The 19,091-nt window shown below is 45.3% G+C and carries 16 protein-coding genes; 11 read left to right on the top strand and 5 right to left on the bottom strand.

Features of this window, described 5'->3' with window-relative positions:
• Positions 1-12: 12 nt before the first annotated feature.
• Positions 13-3,174 (bottom strand): chitinase C-terminal domain-containing protein, encoded by a 3,162-nt coding sequence (locus R7Q09_RS13915; RefSeq protein WP_318070862.1) that lies wholly within the window; start codon positions 3,172-3,174, stop codon positions 13-15.
• 277 nt (positions 3,175-3,451) lie between these two features.
• The gene (locus tag R7Q09_RS13910; RefSeq protein ID WP_017634187.1) at positions 3,452-4,333 is read right to left on the bottom strand and encodes an AraC family transcriptional regulator; all 882 of its coding nucleotides are present in this window, start codon (positions 4,331-4,333) and stop codon (positions 3,452-3,454) included.
• 206 nt (positions 4,334-4,539) lie between these two features.
• Between R7Q09_RS13910 and R7Q09_RS13905 the strand changes: the two genes are divergently transcribed.
• The 7 genes from R7Q09_RS13905 to R7Q09_RS13875 all read left to right on the top strand — a co-directional run bounded on the left by R7Q09_RS13905 (position 4,540) and on the right by R7Q09_RS13875 (position 11,074).
• On the top strand, positions 4,540-5,688 hold the full coding sequence (locus tag R7Q09_RS13905; RefSeq protein ID WP_318070861.1) for an iron-containing alcohol dehydrogenase: 1,149 nt from the start codon (positions 4,540-4,542) through the stop codon (positions 5,686-5,688).
• Positions 5,689-5,982: 294 nt separating this feature from the next.
• The gene (locus R7Q09_RS13900) at positions 5,983-6,639 is read left to right on the top strand and encodes a lysoplasmalogenase (RefSeq protein WP_005376394.1); all 657 of its coding nucleotides are present in this window, start codon (positions 5,983-5,985) and stop codon (positions 6,637-6,639) included.
• A gap of 162 nt (positions 6,640-6,801) precedes the next feature.
• Entirely contained in the window at positions 6,802-7,536 is a 735-nt protein-coding gene (locus tag R7Q09_RS13895) for an amino acid ABC transporter ATP-binding protein (protein ID WP_005376395.1), read from the top strand.
• The gene (locus R7Q09_RS13890; RefSeq protein ID WP_005376396.1) at positions 7,536-8,333 is read left to right on the top strand and encodes an amino acid ABC transporter permease; all 798 of its coding nucleotides are present in this window, start codon (positions 7,536-7,538) and stop codon (positions 8,331-8,333) included. The genes R7Q09_RS13895 and R7Q09_RS13890 overlap by 1 nt, the downstream gene beginning before the upstream one ends.
• Positions 8,334-8,342: 9 nt before the next feature.
• Positions 8,343-9,161 carry a transporter substrate-binding domain-containing protein gene (locus tag R7Q09_RS13885; protein ID WP_005386070.1) on the top strand — a complete coding sequence of 273 codons (819 nt, stop codon included), beginning with the start codon at positions 8,343-8,345 and terminating at the stop codon, positions 9,159-9,161.
• 81 nt (positions 9,162-9,242) lie between these two features.
• A complete protein-coding gene (locus tag R7Q09_RS13880) occupies positions 9,243-10,163 on the top strand; it encodes an amino acid ABC transporter permease (protein WP_318070860.1) in 921 nt (306 codons plus the stop codon).
• Positions 10,164-10,255: 92 nt separating this feature from the next.
• The gene (locus R7Q09_RS13875) at positions 10,256-11,074 is read left to right on the top strand and encodes an EAL domain-containing protein (protein ID WP_005386068.1); all 819 of its coding nucleotides are present in this window, start codon (positions 10,256-10,258) and stop codon (positions 11,072-11,074) included.
• 106 nt (positions 11,075-11,180) lie between these two features.
• Here the strand turns inward: R7Q09_RS13875 and R7Q09_RS13870 are convergent, their stop codons facing one another.
• A complete protein-coding gene (locus tag R7Q09_RS13870; protein ID WP_053303581.1) occupies positions 11,181-11,714 on the bottom strand; it encodes an RNA-binding S4 domain-containing protein in 534 nt (177 codons plus the stop codon).
• A 226-nt stretch (positions 11,715-11,940) separates the two neighbouring features.
• On the opposite strand from R7Q09_RS13870, the gene R7Q09_RS13865 reads away from it, so the two are divergent.
• Positions 11,941-12,894 carry an endonuclease/exonuclease/phosphatase family protein gene (locus R7Q09_RS13865; protein WP_213893435.1) on the top strand — a complete coding sequence of 318 codons (954 nt, stop codon included), beginning with the start codon at positions 11,941-11,943 and terminating at the stop codon, positions 12,892-12,894.
• 17 nt (positions 12,895-12,911) lie between these two features.
• Here the strand turns inward: R7Q09_RS13865 and cra are convergent, their stop codons facing one another.
• Positions 12,912-13,892, bottom strand: coding sequence for a catabolite repressor/activator (gene cra / locus R7Q09_RS13860; protein WP_062730994.1), 981 nt, complete (start codon positions 13,890-13,892; stop codon positions 12,912-12,914).
• Between the two features lie 373 nt (positions 13,893-14,265).
• On the opposite strand from cra, the gene fruB reads away from it, so the two are divergent.
• Genes fruB through fruA form a run of 3 tightly spaced genes read left to right on the top strand, consistent with a single transcriptional unit; the run spans position 14,266 to position 18,138 of the window.
• The gene (gene fruB, locus R7Q09_RS13855) at positions 14,266-15,399 is read left to right on the top strand and encodes a fused PTS fructose transporter subunit IIA/HPr protein (RefSeq protein ID WP_053307673.1); all 1,134 of its coding nucleotides are present in this window, start codon (positions 14,266-14,268) and stop codon (positions 15,397-15,399) included.
• Positions 15,400-15,408: 9 nt separating this feature from the next.
• Complete coding sequence (gene pfkB, locus R7Q09_RS13850) at positions 15,409-16,380, top strand: 1-phosphofructokinase (protein WP_042520798.1); 972 nt, start codon at positions 15,409-15,411, stop codon at positions 16,378-16,380.
• 18 nt (positions 16,381-16,398) lie between these two features.
• Positions 16,399-18,138 carry a PTS fructose transporter subunit IIBC gene (gene fruA, locus R7Q09_RS13845; RefSeq protein ID WP_213893436.1) on the top strand — a complete coding sequence of 580 codons (1,740 nt, stop codon included), beginning with the start codon at positions 16,399-16,401 and terminating at the stop codon, positions 18,136-18,138.
• A gap of 82 nt (positions 18,139-18,220) precedes the next feature.
• Here the strand turns inward: fruA and R7Q09_RS13840 are convergent, their stop codons facing one another.
• Positions 18,221-18,931: a hypothetical protein gene (locus R7Q09_RS13840; RefSeq protein ID WP_213872449.1), complete on the bottom strand. Its 711-nt coding sequence runs from the start codon at positions 18,929-18,931 to the stop codon at positions 18,221-18,223.
• Between the last annotated feature and the right edge of the window lie 160 nt (positions 18,932-19,091).

Below are 19,091 nucleotides of genomic sequence, written 5' to 3'. Positions count from 1 at the left end.
AATCCATAATAATTAGATGTTACATACCGTTGACCAGCTACCATCTGTACCCGGTTCAGCCGCTGTCCACCAGTTCGCTTGGTAAACCACACCGTTGTGGATGATCTTATCACCTTGGTTAGCGTGGCTTGGATTACCTGCCCAATCCGTTTGTGGCAGAGCTGGGTATGTCACTAAACCTGTCGTATCACACGTACCTGGTTCAGTGCTACCACCACCCGTGCCCGCATTGAGATCACCAATTGGTAGAGCTGGCTGTTCAAACTTAAACGCAAACTCTTTACCACCAGAAATCACTGAGTAGTTAGCCGGACCAGAGATTGGTAGGTAGTAAACCATATCAAGCTCGTAAGTGCCGCCCGCTGGCAAGTCTTTCCATGCTGGTAGAGAGAACGACACACGGTGCATTACGCCATCTAAGCCACCAATGTTGTTTGCTCGAGTATGTCCAGAAGCAATCACTTTCAAACCACCACCTGATTGGTCTTTCGCGTTGTCCGGCGCAGATACTGGGATATCGAATTGGAATTCAGTACCGCCAGGGATCGCTTGACCAGTGTTGTTCGTAAACGTGATTTTCGGGTTAATTGGGTAGTTTTGGTCGCCAACTTTGAAGCCGCCAACACTAACAGTAATGTCTACTGCTTCAGTTGGTGTTGGACCAGTCGCTACTTTGTTACCGTAAGGCGTCGCAGACTTAAACTTGTCGTAGATAGCTTTGGTCATAGTGTTACCCATGTGGTATTCACCATTACCCGCCGCACAAGCTTGTTCAGTTGCATCTACTGCCGTACGACTACCATTTGCATCCAGTACGTAACAGTTGTAGTCACCTGCTAGTTCCCAGAACATGATACCGCCGATCTCTTTATCGATAACGTAATCGGCTTTCACCTCGATAGAAGCTTTATCTTCCGTAGATAGGAATACGCTCTTCTCTGCGTTCCACAGCCAAGGTGCCACAGCAACGCTATCGTAATGACGAGTATAAGTACCAACAAACTTATCTGAAGGATCGTTGACAGGGTCAAGACCGTAAGCAGCTGCGTAAGAGCCCCAAATACCGCTTTCTAGGTTCTTAGCATGCCACATTGGGTTAGAACCAGCGCCCATTTCGTTTCCTTTAGGGTCGGTATCATGCCACATGTTGTCGATACCAATAGCGCCGTGACCACAGTTGTTCTTCTCACCTTCACCTGTGCCCGGTTGGCACTCTGCTTGGTTTGGTAGTGCCGCTCGGCCCCAAAGGCCATTTTCGCCACCAGTAACACCTTGCCAACCACGGGTGTAGTAAGGAACACCAATGTTGATACGACCTGCTGGCATAGAACCACGGAAGTAATGGTAAGCCCAGTCTGTGTTCAAGTAACCGATACCACCGTATGCAGCAGTACCGTATACGTTCCACTGCGCTAGCTCCGAGTCTTTACCTGTATCGAATAAAGCCGCGTTATGACCAACGTGATCATTCCAAGCCCCATGCAAGTCGTAAGACATGATGTTTACGTAGTCTAGGTACTTAGTTACATCGAAGGTTTCCATCCCACGTAGCAAGTAACCTGAAGATGGTGCTGCGATAGTCAGCATATAATGAATACCATCTTGTGCGGATGCCGCATCAAGTTTCTCACGCAATACTTTCATCAGCTCTTGGTAAGACGCCCATAAATACTGACGACGTGGTTCCATGAAGTCTTTGTCGTAAGGGTTACCAGCACCAGCCATTGACGTCGGGTATTCATAGTCGATATCCAGGCCATCGAACTTGTACTGACGCATCATTTCAACGGCAGAAGTTGCGAACTTCTCAATACCAGCATGATTAATAGAACCGTCCGCATTCGTCGTCATGGTGTAGAAGCCACCATCAGCTACACGATCGCCGTTCGTATCGAAGTGACCGCCCGTTTCAGCCCAACCACCAATCGAGATTAGCGTTTTAACATCATGTTTTTGCTTGTAAGTTGCTAGTGCACCAAAATGACCTTTAAAACCAAGAGCAGGATCTACCTCAACGCCTGGCCAAGTTTTACCTGTAGCAGGGTTGTTAGGATCATTAACGTCGCCAACGTTTACTTTGCCGTCAGAACCAATGCTCACAAACGCGTAGTTAATGTGAGTAAGTTGTTCCCAAGGAATGTCTTTAACAAGGTAAGTCGATTGTGGGTCGTCACCTGCTCGCCAACTGGTGAAGTAGCCGATTACACGACGTGGGTGATCAGCCCCCATTTTCTCACGGCCTTCTTCGTCATAAATAGAACAGTAAGGAACATCTACACCCGTTGTTTGATAAAGACCATCAGGACGACAATTAGATGTCACTGCGCCGCCGTTTACCGTTAACGTCGCAAGTGCAGAATCTGCTGTTGCTCCAGCATCATCGGTAGCTCTCGCATAAACACTTAATGAGCCAGCTTGTGAAGGGGTTACATCCAGCGTGTATGGCGCTGCTGTAGCAGTGCCAGCAAGTACACCTGCAACATAAAAATCAACTTTAGAAACGGTACCATCCGCATCCGTAGCATTTGCAGTCAGTGTGACGGAACCACCCAGGTCAATAGAGGTCGCAGAAAGCGCGACATCCACTGTCGGCGCTTCGTTACCAGGTTGCGCTGATGCCACAGTTAACGTCACAACACTTGCCGTACTAACGGCACCTGCATCGTCATAGGCCTTGGTAGAGAACTCGTGCTGTCCTTCAGTTGCTGTCCACGATGCAGCATACGGCGCAGACGTTGCCTGACCAACTAATACACCATCAACAAAAAACTCTACTTTGCTAACAGTCCCATCAGTATCTGCCGCATCTGCAGCTAGGTTAACAACATCACCCGCAGTCACAGAAGCCGACGCAGAAGGCGATGTCAGAGTAACCGTCGGGACTTCATTCTGAGGTGGATCAACCGGTCCAGTGCCATCACAAGCGCCAAGTGTTTCCCACTCGCCCCACTCACCAGATTGCGCTGGATTGTTGTTTTGCGTCCAGTAACGCGCTTTATAAGCATTACCTTCATGCTGAACTTGGTCGCCACCGTTATAAACTTTTGATGATTGCCAAGTTTCTAGAGGGGCACAGTCAACTGCTGCGTAGCTATTGAAGGCCATAAGACAAGAAGCGGTGAGTGTGCTTAGTGTGAACACGTTTTTCACTGCGTTGCCGTTTTTAAGGTGCATAATCGCTCTTCCTTAAGTTATTGTTAAAACAATACTAAATGCGCTAAACGAAGCGCATCTATACTTTTATTTCGACGTAAAATAACTTAAGTACAAGTTGGTGATTTCACACTATCTATTTACGAGTTTTCCACACCGCCTCGCAACAATCCACTAAATGATTGCAACAACGTACCTATTATTTGGCACCAGTAACTAATTTTATAACTTAAATAAATATGTCACTCGCAAATTAATAAAAAAGGTAAAAAAAGTCGCCATTTTGAAATAAAGATCACTAAGCCTTTGTTGACCTTGGCGTTTCATTAAAATGCCGCTTGTACTCGCGACTAAACTGTGATGGGCTCGTGTACCCAACCATTCTCGCTGCATCATTAACACGTCGCCCCTCTAACTGGATCAATTCGCGCGCTTTGTTAAGTCGAACTTTCTTAATATATTGCAACGGAGATTCAAGCGTGACATTGCGAAATGCTTGATGGAAAGCAGACACACTCATGTTGGCTTCTTCAGCCAATGCTTGTACGTTCAACTGTTCGTGATACGCTTGATGTACACGATTTAGTGCTTTAGCTACCCTCGCGTAAGAACCTTCTTGATGTGCTAGGTCAAATAAAACATACCCCTCTTTGCTCACCAAAGTACGATACACAATTTCCTCAAGAAGCAGCTCGCCAAGCATGATGACATCAAGCTCGTCACACATTGCTTTCATTAACCGCTTGCACGCATCCAACATACCTTCATTCATACGTACCGACTTAAGGCCGCAACGGGTCGCATCCAGACACTTATTACTGAATTTCTCACCCTCTAATTTTTTAACGAGTTTATGAAGAAGCGTTGGCGAAATATCTATCGAAATGCCAAGTAAAGGCTCATTGTTTGTCGCAAACGCTTCGCACTCTAGTGGCATGGGAACCCCGACAACAAGGTAATCATCGGGCCCATATTGCACTGGTGTATCACCAATATGAATGTTCTTATGCCCTTGACCCAATACGATGATGCCGGACTGATAGACAAACGGCTGGCGATGATTCCCTTTGCTACTGCGATAAAACCATACGCCATCTATCGCTGTTTTCTTCATACCTTCTAGGTCATGCAGCCCCTGCTTTTCAACATATTGCTGCATGATATCTGCGAGAGTGTGCATTAGAGCGCTCCATCAATGACCAACGAGTTTGGTCTCTATTATCGTTTCGAGCACTATACTTCCTCTCGACTTTAACTTTCTAGCTCAAGAGCATTAATTTTGTAGAAATAGGCAAATTATTTGCAGAAATCGACCTGTTAACCATCGTTAATCAGGACTAATATGCATGTATTCAATCTCCTTCACTGGAAGCAAGAGGGCTAATAATGAACTTTTCTTATGTAAACCCAACCAAGATTTTCTTTGGTCAAAAACAAATCGCAGCAATCAAAGAAGCTATCCCATCCGACCAAAAAGTTTTAGTGGTATACGGTGGTGGCTCCATCAAAAAAAATGGCGTGTACGACCAAGTAGCGGAAGCTCTTGAGGGACATGAATGGCTAGAGTTTTCAGGTGTTGAACCAAACCCAACCAAAGAAACACTCGATAAAGCAGTCGCAATGGTAAAAGAGCATGGCGTTGACTTTATTTTAGCGATAGGTGGTGGTTCAGTCATCGATGGTTCCAAATACGTAGCAGCGGCATCAAAGTACGATGGTGATGGTTGGGATATCATGATTGGTAAGCACCAAGTCACTGAAGCGACGCCTCTAGCTGCAATTTTGACATTGCCAGCAACAGGCTCAGAGTCAAACATGGGCGCAGTTATCACTAAAAAAGAAACTCAAGACAAACTTCCGTTCATGTCTCCAGCAGTGCAGCCAAAATTTGCCGTGTTAGACCCAGATGTAATGAAAACACTGCCAGAACGCCAGCTTATCAACGGCATTGTTGACGCATGGGTGCACGTATGTGAGCAATACTTGACGCTTCCTACCGGTGCAATGGTTCAAGATGGTTACGCAGAAACACTGCTGAAAACTTTAAAAACACTCGGAGAACAGTTTGCGGAACGAGACGACGATATGTGGCGCGCAAACTTAATGTGGTCTGCTAACCAAGCATTGAATGGGTTAATTGGTAGTGGCGTTCCACAAGACTGGGCGACACATATGATCGGCCATGAATTAACGGCTCTATGGGGCGTTGATCATGCGCGTTCTCTTGCAATTGTCCAACCGTCGTTACTTCGTAACCAAATGCAGTTTAAGCGCCCTAAGTTAGAACAAATGGGTCGCAACGTATTTGGTCTTGAAGCAGGTGAGGATTTAGCAGAGCGCACAATCGAAGCTATCGAAGCGTTTTATCATCAACTTGATGTCGCAACTAAGCTCGAAAACTATGGTGAGAGCCGTGAACAAGCTATCGATGCCATCATTGATCAACTAAACAAACACGGCATGACTGTTTTAGGTGAAAACCAGGCGATCACACTTGAACGTAGCCGAGAAATCTTAGAGTTAGCTGTCTCATAACTGCAACAATTCTTCACTGCCCTTCCTAGGGTTTAACGGTATTGTGACTTAACAGTCACAATACCGTTTTTTTATGCTATTTTGTAAGCCACATCACGTTCAAAACGAGGAGGCTTCTAAAAACAACGATTCCCTCCAGACAAAAAATCGGCCGTGTTGGTTAGTAAAGAGACAACTGTCCAGCTTTACACAAATAAAAATAATTGAGATCAAAGAACGAGTTAACTCGTTAATTAAGTTTTGATTTGTTGTAGTGATGTACTACATAATTTTGTCTGTTCGAGAAAACACTTTATGTGGCTAGTTGTTGTCGTATTAGCATTCATACATATCATCAGTATCCGTAAAGGCTCTAAATGGCTCTTTTACGTTTCTAAACCATTACCAGTGCTCTGTATGCTTGGTATTTTAATTCAGTCCCCGGCTTACCCAATGCCATATGCGCATTGGATTTTGATTGGCTTATCGCTCTCGTTGCTTGGTGACGTGTTATTAATGCTCCCTAGAGACAAGTTCATTACAGGATTAGTGCTCTTTTGCTCTGCCCATCTCTCCTATAGTTATGGTTTTGCCATCATGTCAGCGTGGCATTTTACACCTTGGCTCCCAATTGCCTTGTTCGGACTCGGTATATGCGTCTACTGGTTGTTCCGACCGGATCTCGGTAAAGAAAAACGGCCAGTTGCTAGTTATATATTGGTACTGATGACTATGTGCTGGGCTTCGATCGAGTATTATTTGAGTGGGAAAACACAATCCTCCTCTTTTGCAGTGCTCGGAAGCTTTATCTTTATTATCTCTGGCATCGTATTGGCTTTCGAACGCTTTGGAGGACGGTCAATATTTTCACGACAAGTTGTCATGGTGACCTACTATTCTGCACAGACACTAATGGTTATGTCTGTTGTTGCGATTGTTGTTCGTTATCCGTATCTCGTTGAACTGAGTTAGTCATACTCTAGACTGCACCAACATTAAAGAAACATGGATGTCTCTTGTAAGCGATCTGAATAGAGTCTTAAAATCATCGCCTAAACATTAGCTTATTCTTAATGAAATTACGCGCACAACTTGCTATTGTAAAAGGATATTTTTCCGTTATAGCGTGCCCCTTTGAAAGAGAATACTCCCGTCGTTGAGTTTAGCGACGTAAATAAGTGGTATGGCGATTACCACGCTCTAAAAGACATCAACTTCTCCGTGCATTCTGGCGAGATCGTCGTGGTGTGTGGCCCTTCAGGTTCCGGAAAATCAACGCTCATTCGTTGCATCAACCATCTTGAATCGATTCAAGAAGGCCAGCTTCATGTGTTCGACCAGCCTTCTCACGCAAAATCTCTCAAGCCCGGTAAAATCGGCATGGTGTTCCAACACTTTCACCTTTTTCCTCACTTGACTGTACTGGAAAACCTCACCTTAGCGCCGATTCGCACACTCAAATTATCAAAACAAGAAGCTGAAAAACGCGCAAAACATTACCTAAAGCGAGTCAATATTGAAGAGCAAGCGAGTAAGTATCCTATCCAGCTTTCTGGCGGTCAGCAGCAACGCGTCGCGATTGCCCGCTCCTTGTGTATGGAACCGGATTTACTCCTGTTTGACGAGCCAACTTCAGCGCTTGATCCGGAAATGATCAACGAAGTGTTGGATGTCATGGTTGAGCTGGCTCAAAGCGGAATGACGATGATTTGCGTCACGCATGAAATGGGATTTGCCAAAAAAGTAGCGAACCGCGTGGTATTTATGGATGAAGGCCAAATCTTGGAAATGAACTCTCCAGTCGCCTTATTTGAGACACCACAGCATCCACGCACCCAAGCATTTTTGAACCAAATTTTAAGTTACTGATGATAGTTCGCGTAATCAAACCTGTCCTTCAAGCTTTACTGCAAATGACGCTCCTCTTCATAGCGATTGTGTGGGTGTTGGACTCTGGTGCCGACGCTATGGGCTATCAATGGCAATGGGAGCGCGTACCTGATTACATCGCTTTTTATGAAGATGGCGAATGGTGGCCGGCAGAACTTATTGATGGGCTATTGGTCACGCTTAACATCTCTGCTATTAGTCTATTTTTTACCTTAGTGTTGGGGTTGGTCACCGCGTTACTAAGGCTTAGCGATTCGAAAGTCGGCAATGTTATTGGCACCACTTATGTCGAGGTAATACGCAACACGCCGTTGTTGGTGCAAATCTATTTGCTCTACTTCGTGTTTGGCCCCGTGATTGGTTTGGACCGATTCAGCACCGCCGTTTTGGCATTATCCCTTTTCCAAGGTGCCTACACCGCGGAAATATTCCGTGCAGGTTTAAACAGTATTCCTAAAGGGCAATTCGAAGCAGCACAAACTCTCGGACTATCACCGTTTTACACCTACAAAGACGTGATTTTGCCTCAGGTTTTACAGCGCACATTACCGCCATTAACCAATGAAGTGGTTTCTTTGATCAAAAACTCTTCCATTGTAAGCGTGATGGCGATTTTTGATCTAACAACACAGGCACGCAACATCGTCTCAGAGACGGCGATGCCGTTCGAAATTTGGTTTACCGTGGCAGCAATTTATCTTGCTCTCACTCTGTCACTTTCTGGCTTGTCTGCATGGCTAGAACACAAACTCGGAGCCAGTTGGCGCAAATTATAAGGAGATAACATGAAGTTATTCAAAGCGACCATTACTGCATTATTAGGGCTAGCCATCGCTATGCCTACAATCGCGAAAGAAGATGTCGCCACAACCAATGTAGATCAAATCAAAGAACGAGGCACTTTGCGCGTTGGTATGTCAACATTTGTACCTTGGGCAATGCGTAACAAGCAAGGTGAGTTAATCGGTTTTGAAATCGATGTTGCCAAACGCTTAGCACAAGATTCAGGTTTGAAAGTGGAATTCGTACCGACTGCGTGGGATGGCATTATTCCCGCACTACTGGCGAAAAAGTTCGACGTGATCATCGGTGGCATGTCGGTTACGCCTGAACGTTCCAAAAGCGTGTTGTTTACTGAGGCCTACTCGCACTCAGGCGTTCAAGTAGCAGCAAACAAAGAACTCGCCTCTGGTTTTAGCGAATTTTCGGATTTTGACTCACGACGCGTAAAAATTGCGGCTCGTCGCGGCGCATTCACCGTTCAAGTAGCCAGAGAAACCTTCCCGAAAGCGAAGATCCTGCAATTTGATGACGACGTGCAAGCGTTCCAAGAGGTGCTGAATGGTAACGCCCACGCGGTCATTGCTTCTAGCCCAAAACCAGAACATGAGACAGTGAAACACAGCGACAAACTATTCCTTCCATTCTCTGAGCGACTATCACAAGGCAACGAAGCCTTTGCAGTTCGCTTGGGGGAAGAAGATAAAAAGGCCTTTTTCAATAAATGGATTGAAGCAAGAACCCAAGATGGATGGTTAAAACAACGTTATGAATACTGGTTCTCGACATTAGATTGGCAAGATCAAGTCGCGCAAGGCCAGTAATCTAAATGGCTCGTGGACGCCGCGAGCCTATACTCTCCAATCATCCATTTTACTTTTCCATAACTTATCGGAGTCAAATTTTTGGGCGAACACACTACCACTCGCACAGCACCCGCGAAATCCAGCACAGGCTGCCTTTTACCGCAATTAAACACACTAGACTGGGTACTACTTGTTATGTGCGGTATCGGTGGTGTTTGGCTGTACCATCGGTCCGCTGTTGGTGTGCATTATTTGTGGCAGTGGAAAGAGGCGCTTGAATTACTTTTCACGCCTAGAGCAGATGGTGGTTTGCCCTACTTCTTCCAAGGTTTGATTTCGACGTTAAGGCTCAGTATTTGGGGCATCAGCTTCGCATTAGTGTTTGGCACTTTGTTAGGCTTAGCACGCTTCTCTCGTTCCGTTTGGTTGCGCACACCTGCCAATGCGTTTATCCAGTTAGTGAGAAACATCCCTCCGTTGGTGTTTGTTTTTATTTTCTACTTTTTCATTTCTAACCAATTGATCCCGTTGCTCGGTTTGGAAGATCTTCTACGAAACTACAACGGCGAACCAAATGCGCTACAGCGCTTTCTGTTTGGGCCTTCTAACCTTTGGGAAAACCTTGCCTCTGGCGTGTTATGCGTCGGCTTACTCTCTTCTGCCTACATTGCAGAAGTTGTGCGCGGTGGTTTACAAAGTATCGACCAAGGTCAGTGGGAAGCGGCTGACTCATTGGGCTTGTCTCGATGGGTGAAATACCGATTTGTTATCGCGCCACAGGTGCTTAAATCAATAACACCTGCACTTGCCGGTCAAACCATCTCTTTGGTGAAAGACACCTCTATTGTTTCACTGATTTCGATACAAGAAATGACGTTTGTTGGGACAGAGATGGCAAATTCATCAGGGTATATATTTGAAATTTGGTTGATTGTCGGCCTTGCTTACTTCTTAATTTGTTTTGGTCTGTCACTTATTTTTCGCCATATTGAAGCAAAATCGGAAGCCATTTCAAATTAACTCAACCGCATATGTAATTAGGCACATTTGATTCTTCAAATCAGAATTGCACCCTGTTACATTGGCAAGATGCTAAATTTTCGGCGTTTTTCATGGAGTTAAAGAATCAATCCGACTACGAGCGATACATAAAACAAGATAATCTTGGTGAATATTACGTAGTTCTCAATCAATTCACTTTTCACAGTGTTTATCAGCCAATTTTTGATAGACGCCAACGTATTATTGGTATGGAAGCCTTACTGCGTATTCGTGGCATTGATGGTTCCCTAATTCGTCCTGACGTGTTTCTGGCCAATAATGGTCTTGATCCCTACTTTCGCTTATGTGTAGAGTTTTTATCCAGAGCAATGCACATTCGAAATTTTGCACGCTATTTCGCGGGGACGCCGATCAAACTGTTTCTTAACGTCATGCCTCAAACGCTACTCACACTAACCAAAGACATGGGCTTTAAAGATAACGGTCTGCTTTACAAACGCCTTTCCGAACTTGGTATGAGCCCATCAGACGTCGTTTTTGAAGTAGTCGAAGAGTCATGCGGAAATACGGATTTATTAATCAAAGCCGTACAGTTAATGAAAGCAAATGGTTTTATCTTTGCTATCGATGATTTTGGCGCCCAACATTCTGATATCGCACGTGTTCAGCAGCTCTGCCCTGACATCATCAAAATCGATCGTTCCTATTTGCTAGACTACTGCGCCGGAGAAACCTTTTCCATACATAGCGCCGTTGATCTAGCGGATCATATGGGAGCAAAAGTCATTATAGAAGGGGTTGAAGAAGACGTGCAGCTACAAGCTATGTATCAACTTAATTTGGATTATTACCAAGGCTTTTACTTAGGAAAGCCTTGCGCCATTCATCACTGGACAGATAGCCTAAACATCGAGACGACTGTGCATTAACACTGCCCACTTACAGCACAGTGAAACCAAAAAAGCGCCGATATAATATGCTCGGCGCTTTTTAGTTTTACTCAGATGTCACTTATTTAGTTAAGCGTTCATTTCCCTAGAAAAAATCAATAGAATTACGACCGCTCTTCGGATCACGAGTGGCTTGCGGTTTGTCTTCTTTTTTGCCTTTCTTAGCAGACTGAGACAACGCTTCTTTCTGCGCTTTACGTTCTTTATGCGCTGCTTTTCGGCCTGTTGACTTAGGTCCAGAGCCTTTAGCTGGCTTGCTTTGGCGAGATTTCTCTTTACGTGCAGATTGCGCTTCTTTCTTCGCTTTCTTTTCTGCTTTTTGCTCTGCCGTTTCAGGTTCGGTTACTGGCGCATCGCAAACCACAACATAATATTCCTGGTTAAACTCAAAAAAGTCACCATCATACATCTTGCGGCGCTTACGTGTTTCTAGTTCACCATTCACCGCGACGTAGCCTTCCTCGATGATATGTTTTGCTTCGCCGCCACCGCTGACCAAGTTTGCGATTTTAAAAAGCTTGTACAGTTCGATTGGATGCGCATCAACATCGATGCCAATCGCTTCGATCTCAATCTCTTCGCCTTCTAAATACTCTTCGTGGTCGTAATCTTGGGTCATGTTACTTACTCTTACTATTTGATGCCCTGAAGTTTAAACGCAATGCTTAAAAATAGAAACCTCTGGCGATGTTCAATCACCGATTCACCTTGGCATTTGAGCACCTCTTAACCCATTTAGCTTGTCGCTCGTTAGCTTGTATCTCGATGCGTAGCTCAAACGAAGCTGCAATTACGCAACCTGAAGGTATATACTCTCTAAGTTATTGTTGAAAAGAGCGAATACTTTGTCTCAACCAAGTAGAATTACCTTTGTCACTGCGAACTTGTTTAATTTTGTCGCACCGCCTAACGCTTACTATGATTTCGAGAACATATACTCGTTAGAGCAATGGCGAGACAAACTTTCGTGGACGCAACGTCAAGTTGAAAAACTGGAAGGCGACGTGATTGGCTTACAAGAAGTATTCAGTATCGAGAAGACCCAGGCATTCTTTTCAACCATCGGCTACCCCTACTTTGCGACCGTTGACACCCCACATGTTGAGGATGAGTACATTTACTCAAGCCCTGTTGTGGCAATCGCATCTCGGTTTCCAATAGAAAAAGTACAAGCGGTAGAGTTTGACTTAGCAACGCTTGAGCCTTTTGGAGTAAGTGTTGTTCCAGAGTTCAGTCGCAAACCTATCTATGCCCAAGTAATACATCCTGTACTTGGTCATATCGCCGTTTACGTAACGCACCTGAAATCTCAACGCCCAGCCGACTCAGAACAACCAGAAACGTCTAGCACGATTATTGGGCGCTGGTTATCCACCCAGCAAAGAGGCTGGGAAGCAGCGATGTTAAGAGACGCGATGCAAAAGAGGTATCGAAAAGAACCAATGCCGACAGTGTTAATGGGCGATATGAATCAGCCTATCACTCCTATCAGCGTTAACAGCACATTGGTATCCAATACTGGTGACAGCGTCACTGAATTACAACTCAAAGATGGTTGGTTATTGCAAAGTGACACCCTGAAGGATGAACGCCCAGCCACGCACTATCATTTTTCCACTGGGAATGTACTCGACTATATCTTGCTCTCACAAGAGTTTGACACCTTATCAGATATATCGGTTGCCGAGGTTGTTGACTATCAGGTGTCTAACCAACATCTGATCAACCCGATTTATGACAGAGATAAAAACGCCAGCGACCACGCATTTGTGGCACTGACGGCTGAAGTAAAGCTTTGAGCAACCTATTTAGTTACTTAGTGACGTTTCACAATTTTACGCGGGATAAGTTCTACGCCAGGCTTGTAACGCTTGGCGGAAGCATTGAGTGCTAACTCCATTGCGCTGTCCGCGATCAACTCAAACTGTTGAGGCAAAGAGTTGATTTTCACAGGCAAAAAGTCCAGCAGTCGATTATCACCAAATGTCGCTAAACGCACCTTTCCCATCAGTTCTGGTTTTTCTAGCATTACATCCAACACACCTTCTAACAGTGTGTATGACGTTGTAACAATGGCATCTGGCAATGCGTTCTCTGTTAACCATCTCTCTAAGACTTTCTTGCCTTCTTCCCGGGAGAAGTGTTGTCCATAACCCACTGTTGCCGTTTTACCACCTTGTTGAGAAGCAGATAGAAAACCAAGCTCACGCTCTTTTGAGACTTGAAGATCTTGCAATGCACCGATTAAGCCAATGGACTTAATATCCTCTGACAGTACTGACTGAGTGAGTTCAAGTGCGGCATCAAAATCTTCGCTGATGACACAACAAAAGTGCTCATCATCCATTGGACGGTCTAGCGCGATAACTGGCGTACCAGAATTTTGCAACTTAAGATAATACTCGTTTGCAGTGGGCATACCACTTGCCACAAACAACGCATCAATACGACGACTGACTAATGCTTCCGCCACCTTTTGCTCTGTATCAGGATCATCATCAGAGCAGCCAATCAAAATTTGGTACCCCGCTTTCCGAGAGTTTTGCTCTATCAGCTTTGCAAGACGCGCATAACTGGTGTTCTCTAAGTCTGGGATGATAAGCCCAAATGAGCGTGAATTACCTGCCCGCAAGGAAGACGCCGCATGATCTGGCTTATAATTGTACTCTTCTACAACGGCCATCACCTTTTTCTGAGTCTTCTCGCTGATGCGGTATTTCTGCGCTTTTCCGTTAATCACATAGCTTGCAGTTGTCTTAGAAACACCCGCTAATTTGGCTATTTCATCCAGTGTCATATTCTAAACCTTATTCTGTGCGCGCGATCATATTAATACATCAACGATCTTTCGATAAGTTGAATTATAAGCTGAACCGATTCAGTATAAAAGCTGAAAGGATTCAGCAAAACTTAAAAATTGACGTAAATCACCCGAACACGCAACAAACCAATTTGTGAGCTAGGCTATAGGACAGCGGCAAAGGCTCGTTTGTTAACGTCAGTTTTTAAAACAGTTTTTCTGAGTCTTTTAAAAAATTTACCAACAAGCTGAATCGATTTAGCTGGAAATATAAAAGGTTTGAGGAGTGATAAGCGCTCAGAAGAAGCGGCGTTCAACTTCTCACACAGAATACATTTTTAAATTGATACCTTAAGGCTGGAGAAGCACCATGCTTAAGCTAAATAAGAACGACATTACCCTCTCGCAATCAGCGACAGATAAGTTTGAAGCAATAAAGAGTATTGCTCATAGCCTGACTGATAAAGGCCTAGTTGAACGCGGTTACGTTGAAGGCATGCTAAACCGTGAAAACCAAAACTCTACGTTTCTGGGGAACGGTATCGCCATACCGCACGGTACAACCGACACTCGTACAATGGTGAAAACAACGGGTGTTGCTGTGCATCACTTCCCACAAGGTGTCGACTGGGGTGATGGCAATACTGTGTTCGTCGCTATCGGTATCGCAGCTAAATCTGATGAGCACCTTGGCATTCTTAAACAGCTCACCAAAGTGTTAGGCGCAGATGGCGTAGAAGAGCGTCTGCGTAATGCAAAAAACGAAGACGAGATCATCGCCCTACTGCACGGTGATGTTCAGCTTGAAGCAGACTTTGACGCTTCTTTAATTCAACTGATGTTCCCTGCGAGCGACATGCTACAGATGAGTGCTGTTGCAGGTGGCCTGTTAAAAAATACGGGATGTGCTGATAACGAATTCGTTGCTGATCTCGTTACCAAACAACCAACTCACTTAGGTAACGGCCTGTGGTTAATTGGCAGTGACAAACATGTCACTCGCACAGGCGTGTCATTTGTCTCGACGGCAAACGACTGCGAATATGAAGGTCAAAAAGTGCGTGCACTTGTCGCGTTCGCGGCATGTAACAATGCTCACCAACCTATCCTAAAAACGCTTTCTAACATTGTGTTTAACAATGAACACGGCAAGCTTTTAGATGCATCAGTAGAACAGATTCTTGCTTTGTTCAAAGGTGAAGAAGTCACAGCCGCATCTTCAGAAGAAGGCAATACCGCTGTATTTAAAATCAAAAACTCTCACGGCCTACATGCTCGTCCGGGGGCAATGTTAGTCGCAGAAGCGAAAAAGTTTGAATCCACTATACGTGTTGCCAACCTAGACGGAGATGGAAAAGCAGTAAACGCGAAGAGCCTAATGAAAGTCATCGCGCTGGGCGTTAAGCACGGTCACCAACTTCAATTTACAGCAGAAGGCCCTGATGCGCCGCAAGCCTTGGAGTCTATCGGAAATGCAATCGCTTCTGGCCTTGGTGAAGGTTAAGGATCCGATATGACAAACAAAACAAATAAGGTTGTCACTATTACGCTCAACCCAGCATTGGATTTAACAGGTTCAGTAAATGAACTAAACGTTGGTTCCGTGAGCTTAGTACAGCAAAGCAATCTCCACGCTGCTGGTAAAGGTGTCAACGTAGCAAAAGTATTGAGCGATTTAGGCGCAGATGTCACGGTTACCGGCTTTCTTGGTAAAGATAACCCTGAGCTATTCCATCAGCTTTTCAATGACATCGGCGTTAAGAATGAGTTTGTAGAAGTACAAGGTGCAACTCGTATCAACGTCAAGCTCGTTGAGGCTAATGGAAACGTTAGTGACATTAACTTCCCTGGTGTTCAAGTTACGGCAGAAGAAATCGCGCGCTTTGAAGAAACCCTATTCCGCCTTGCTGAAACACACGATTACTTTGTATTGGCAGGCAGCCTACCGGGCGGTGTTACTGCAGAGCAATGCGCTGCATGGATAGAAGCACTGCATCAACAAGGCAAAAAGGTGTTGTTCGACAGTAGCAAAGCCGCATTGAAGTCAGGTATTGATGCTCACCCATGGTTAATTAAACCTAACGATGAAGAACTTGGTGATTTTGTTGGCGAACATCTAGCAACACCTGAACAGTGCCAAGCTGCAGCGCAAACACTGAGCGACAAAGGCATAGAAAACATCGTGGTTTCTATGGGACCTGACGGTGTTATGTGGCTCAACCAAGGCGAATGGCTTAGTGCAAAACCGCCTCGAATGCATGTCGTGAGCACCGTTGGCGCAGGCGATACGCTGGTCGCTGGCTTGTGTTGGGGCCACATGCAACTGATGCCTAAAAACGATTTATTGCGCTTCGCTACGGCACTTTCTGCTTTGGCAGTTAGTCAAGTTGGCGTAGGGCTAACCAGTCAGGAAGAACTGGAAAATATCAAGCGACAAACTGAAGTTAGCGCGCTTTACCCTATTACAAACTTAGAACAAAACTAAGGAACAGAAGGTTATCGTATGAATATTGCCATTATTACTGCCTGTCCGAGCGGTGTAGCAAATAGCATCCTTGCGGCAGGATTACTAGAACAAGCCGCCGCAAAATTAAACTGGAATGCCAAAATAGAATGTCAATCAAGTGTGGTTGAACCAACACTATTGACGGAAGCTGACGTTGAACAAGCAGAAGTCATTGTCATTGCGGCAAATACTAGCGTCGACACTTCTCGTTTTGTAGGAAAAAAGGTTTACCAAGCGGAAATTAGCGAAGTAGCAAAAGACGCAACTGCGTTTCTCCAGCAAGCGGTTGAAAACGCCACTTTACTTGAAAAAGCAACCACACTTGCAGCCCCTATCACTGCTGAAGCAACATCAGCATCAAAGAAGATTGTTGCAATCACGGCATGCCCTACTGGCGTTGCGCATACCTTTATGGCGGCAGAAGCTTTAGAAGAAGAAGGCAAGCGTCGTGGCCATCAAATCAAGGTGGAAACTCGTGGTTCAGTTGGCGCTAAAAACCAACTGACTGAGCAAGAAATTGCAGATGCCGATCTGGTGATCATTGCTGCGGATATTGAAGTGCCACTTGATCGCTTTAACGGCAAAAAGATGTACCGCACGAAAACAGGCCCAGCTCTGAAGAAAACAGCCGAAGAGATGGACAAAGCATTCGAGCAAGCCACGGTGTATCAACATTCTGGTTCAGCTAACTCTTCATCTTCCACCGAAGAGAAAAAAGGCGCTTACAAACATCTAATGACGGGTGTTTCGCACATGCTTCCTGTCGTCGTTGCAGGTGGTTTGATCATCGCTCTATCTTTCGTGTTCGGTATTGAAGCATTTAAAGAAGAAGGCACACTAGCAGCAGCCTTGATGAACATTGGTGGTGGCTCTGCATTCGCATTGATGATTCCTGTACTTGCTGGCTATATTGCGTTTTCAATCGCTGACCGTCCTGGTCTGGCTCCTGGTCTTGTTGGTGGTATGCTAGCAAGTTCAACGGGTGCTGGTTTCCTAGGTGGTATCGCAGCTGGCTTCATTGCCGGTTACGCAGCGAAACTCCTCGCAGATAAGGTGAAACTGCCACAATCGATGGAGGCGCTTAAACCGATTCTGATCATTCCATTTGTGGCAACATTGTTCACCGGACTTGTCATGATCTACATCGTAGGCGGCCCAGTTTCAGGCATCATGAACGGCCTGACTGACTTCCTAAACAACATGGGATCTGACAGTGCAGTACTACTGGGTATTATCCTTGGCGCAATGATGTGTTTCGACCTAGGAGGCCCTGTCAACAAAGCCGCTTACGCATTTGGTGTTGGCCTTCTGGCTTCACAAACTTACGCGCCAATGGCGGCAATCATGGCCGCAGGTATGGTTCCTGCGCTAGGTATGGGTTTAGCGACCTTCATTGCGAAGAACAAATTTGAACAAAATGAACGTGAGGCTGGTAAAGCATCATTTGTCTTGGGCCTGTGTTTCATCTCTGAAGGCGCAATTCCATTTGCTGCGAAAGATCCAATGCGCGTGATTCCATCTTGTATGGCAGGTGGCGCGCTTACTGGTGCCCTATCGATGCTATTCGGTGCGAAATTAATGGCACCACACGGCGGTCTATTCGTGCTGCTAATTCCTAACGCAATTTCACCAGTATTAATGTATTTAGTGGCTATTGCAGCGGGTACAGCGGTAACTGGCTTTACTTACGCATTCTTAAAAAGCAAAGCAGAAGCGAAGCAAGAAGTCGCAGCCTAATTAGAGCGACTCCGGTTAACAATGCCACCCTCGAATTTGGCATTTAGCACCTCCCTTTAATTCCGGTTAAGGGAGGTGTTTTTTATTCCGCAGCCGGAACGGCTACAATGTCTACTTCCCCACTGCTCATATCCACCGTTGCTTGATAAGCGCTATGCGGGTCACCGTAGTGCTTGAAGGTAAAGTGGTAAACGTTAGCTGGCGTCCACAAGGTTTTTGACTCTGCGGGCAGAATGTCATAGCCGTCTTGCTGATAAAGCTCTGTCGCCATTACATTTGCGATTGCCGCCTGCTGGTTAGCGTCTCGATCCACCTTTGGCTCTAGTGACGGGTTACTTGGATAAGACTCACCGTTGTAACTCATGAGTCGATATGAGCCATTACTCCAAACGATAAAGTCCTGCCAACCATTACTGTAACTGTCGGCTAGTACAATAGGCGTGCGAGTTACCGACATTCGATTAATAACGTTTCCCTCATTATCAAACATATATGCAGAGCAGCCACCACTACCACAGAAATAGCGATCTTGAAGCAACACTATGTATTCTGCCTTGCCGTCGCTGTTTAGGTCGGCGCTACCCGATAGATAACGTAGATTGTCTTGCTCGAGCGACAGCCCTTCAGGGGCTAAAACCTTACTATCAATCCAACTGGAAATGACTTCGGCACTAACACTGTTAATTTTAGGGGCAGGTTGTTTGGTTTCTGTCGGCATGCTATCAGTCGCGGTGCAGCCAACCAAGGTGAAAGAACCAACGAAGAAGAGTCCGTTTAATATACGCTTATTCATGTAATCTCAATCTTTGATGTGTCGTTACATCAGTATACGCATGATTTGCATTGTAATCGTAAGAAAATCATTAAAATCAAGCAAATGAATGGTTTGGTATATATTAGTAAGATCAAAAAAGCCCCGAAGAAAACCTTCAGGGCTAGGCAGGAAGCTGGCA

This window comes from Vibrio sp. 2130-1, from assembly GCF_033339515.1.
This window is presented reverse-complemented; position numbering and strand designations above follow the sequence as displayed.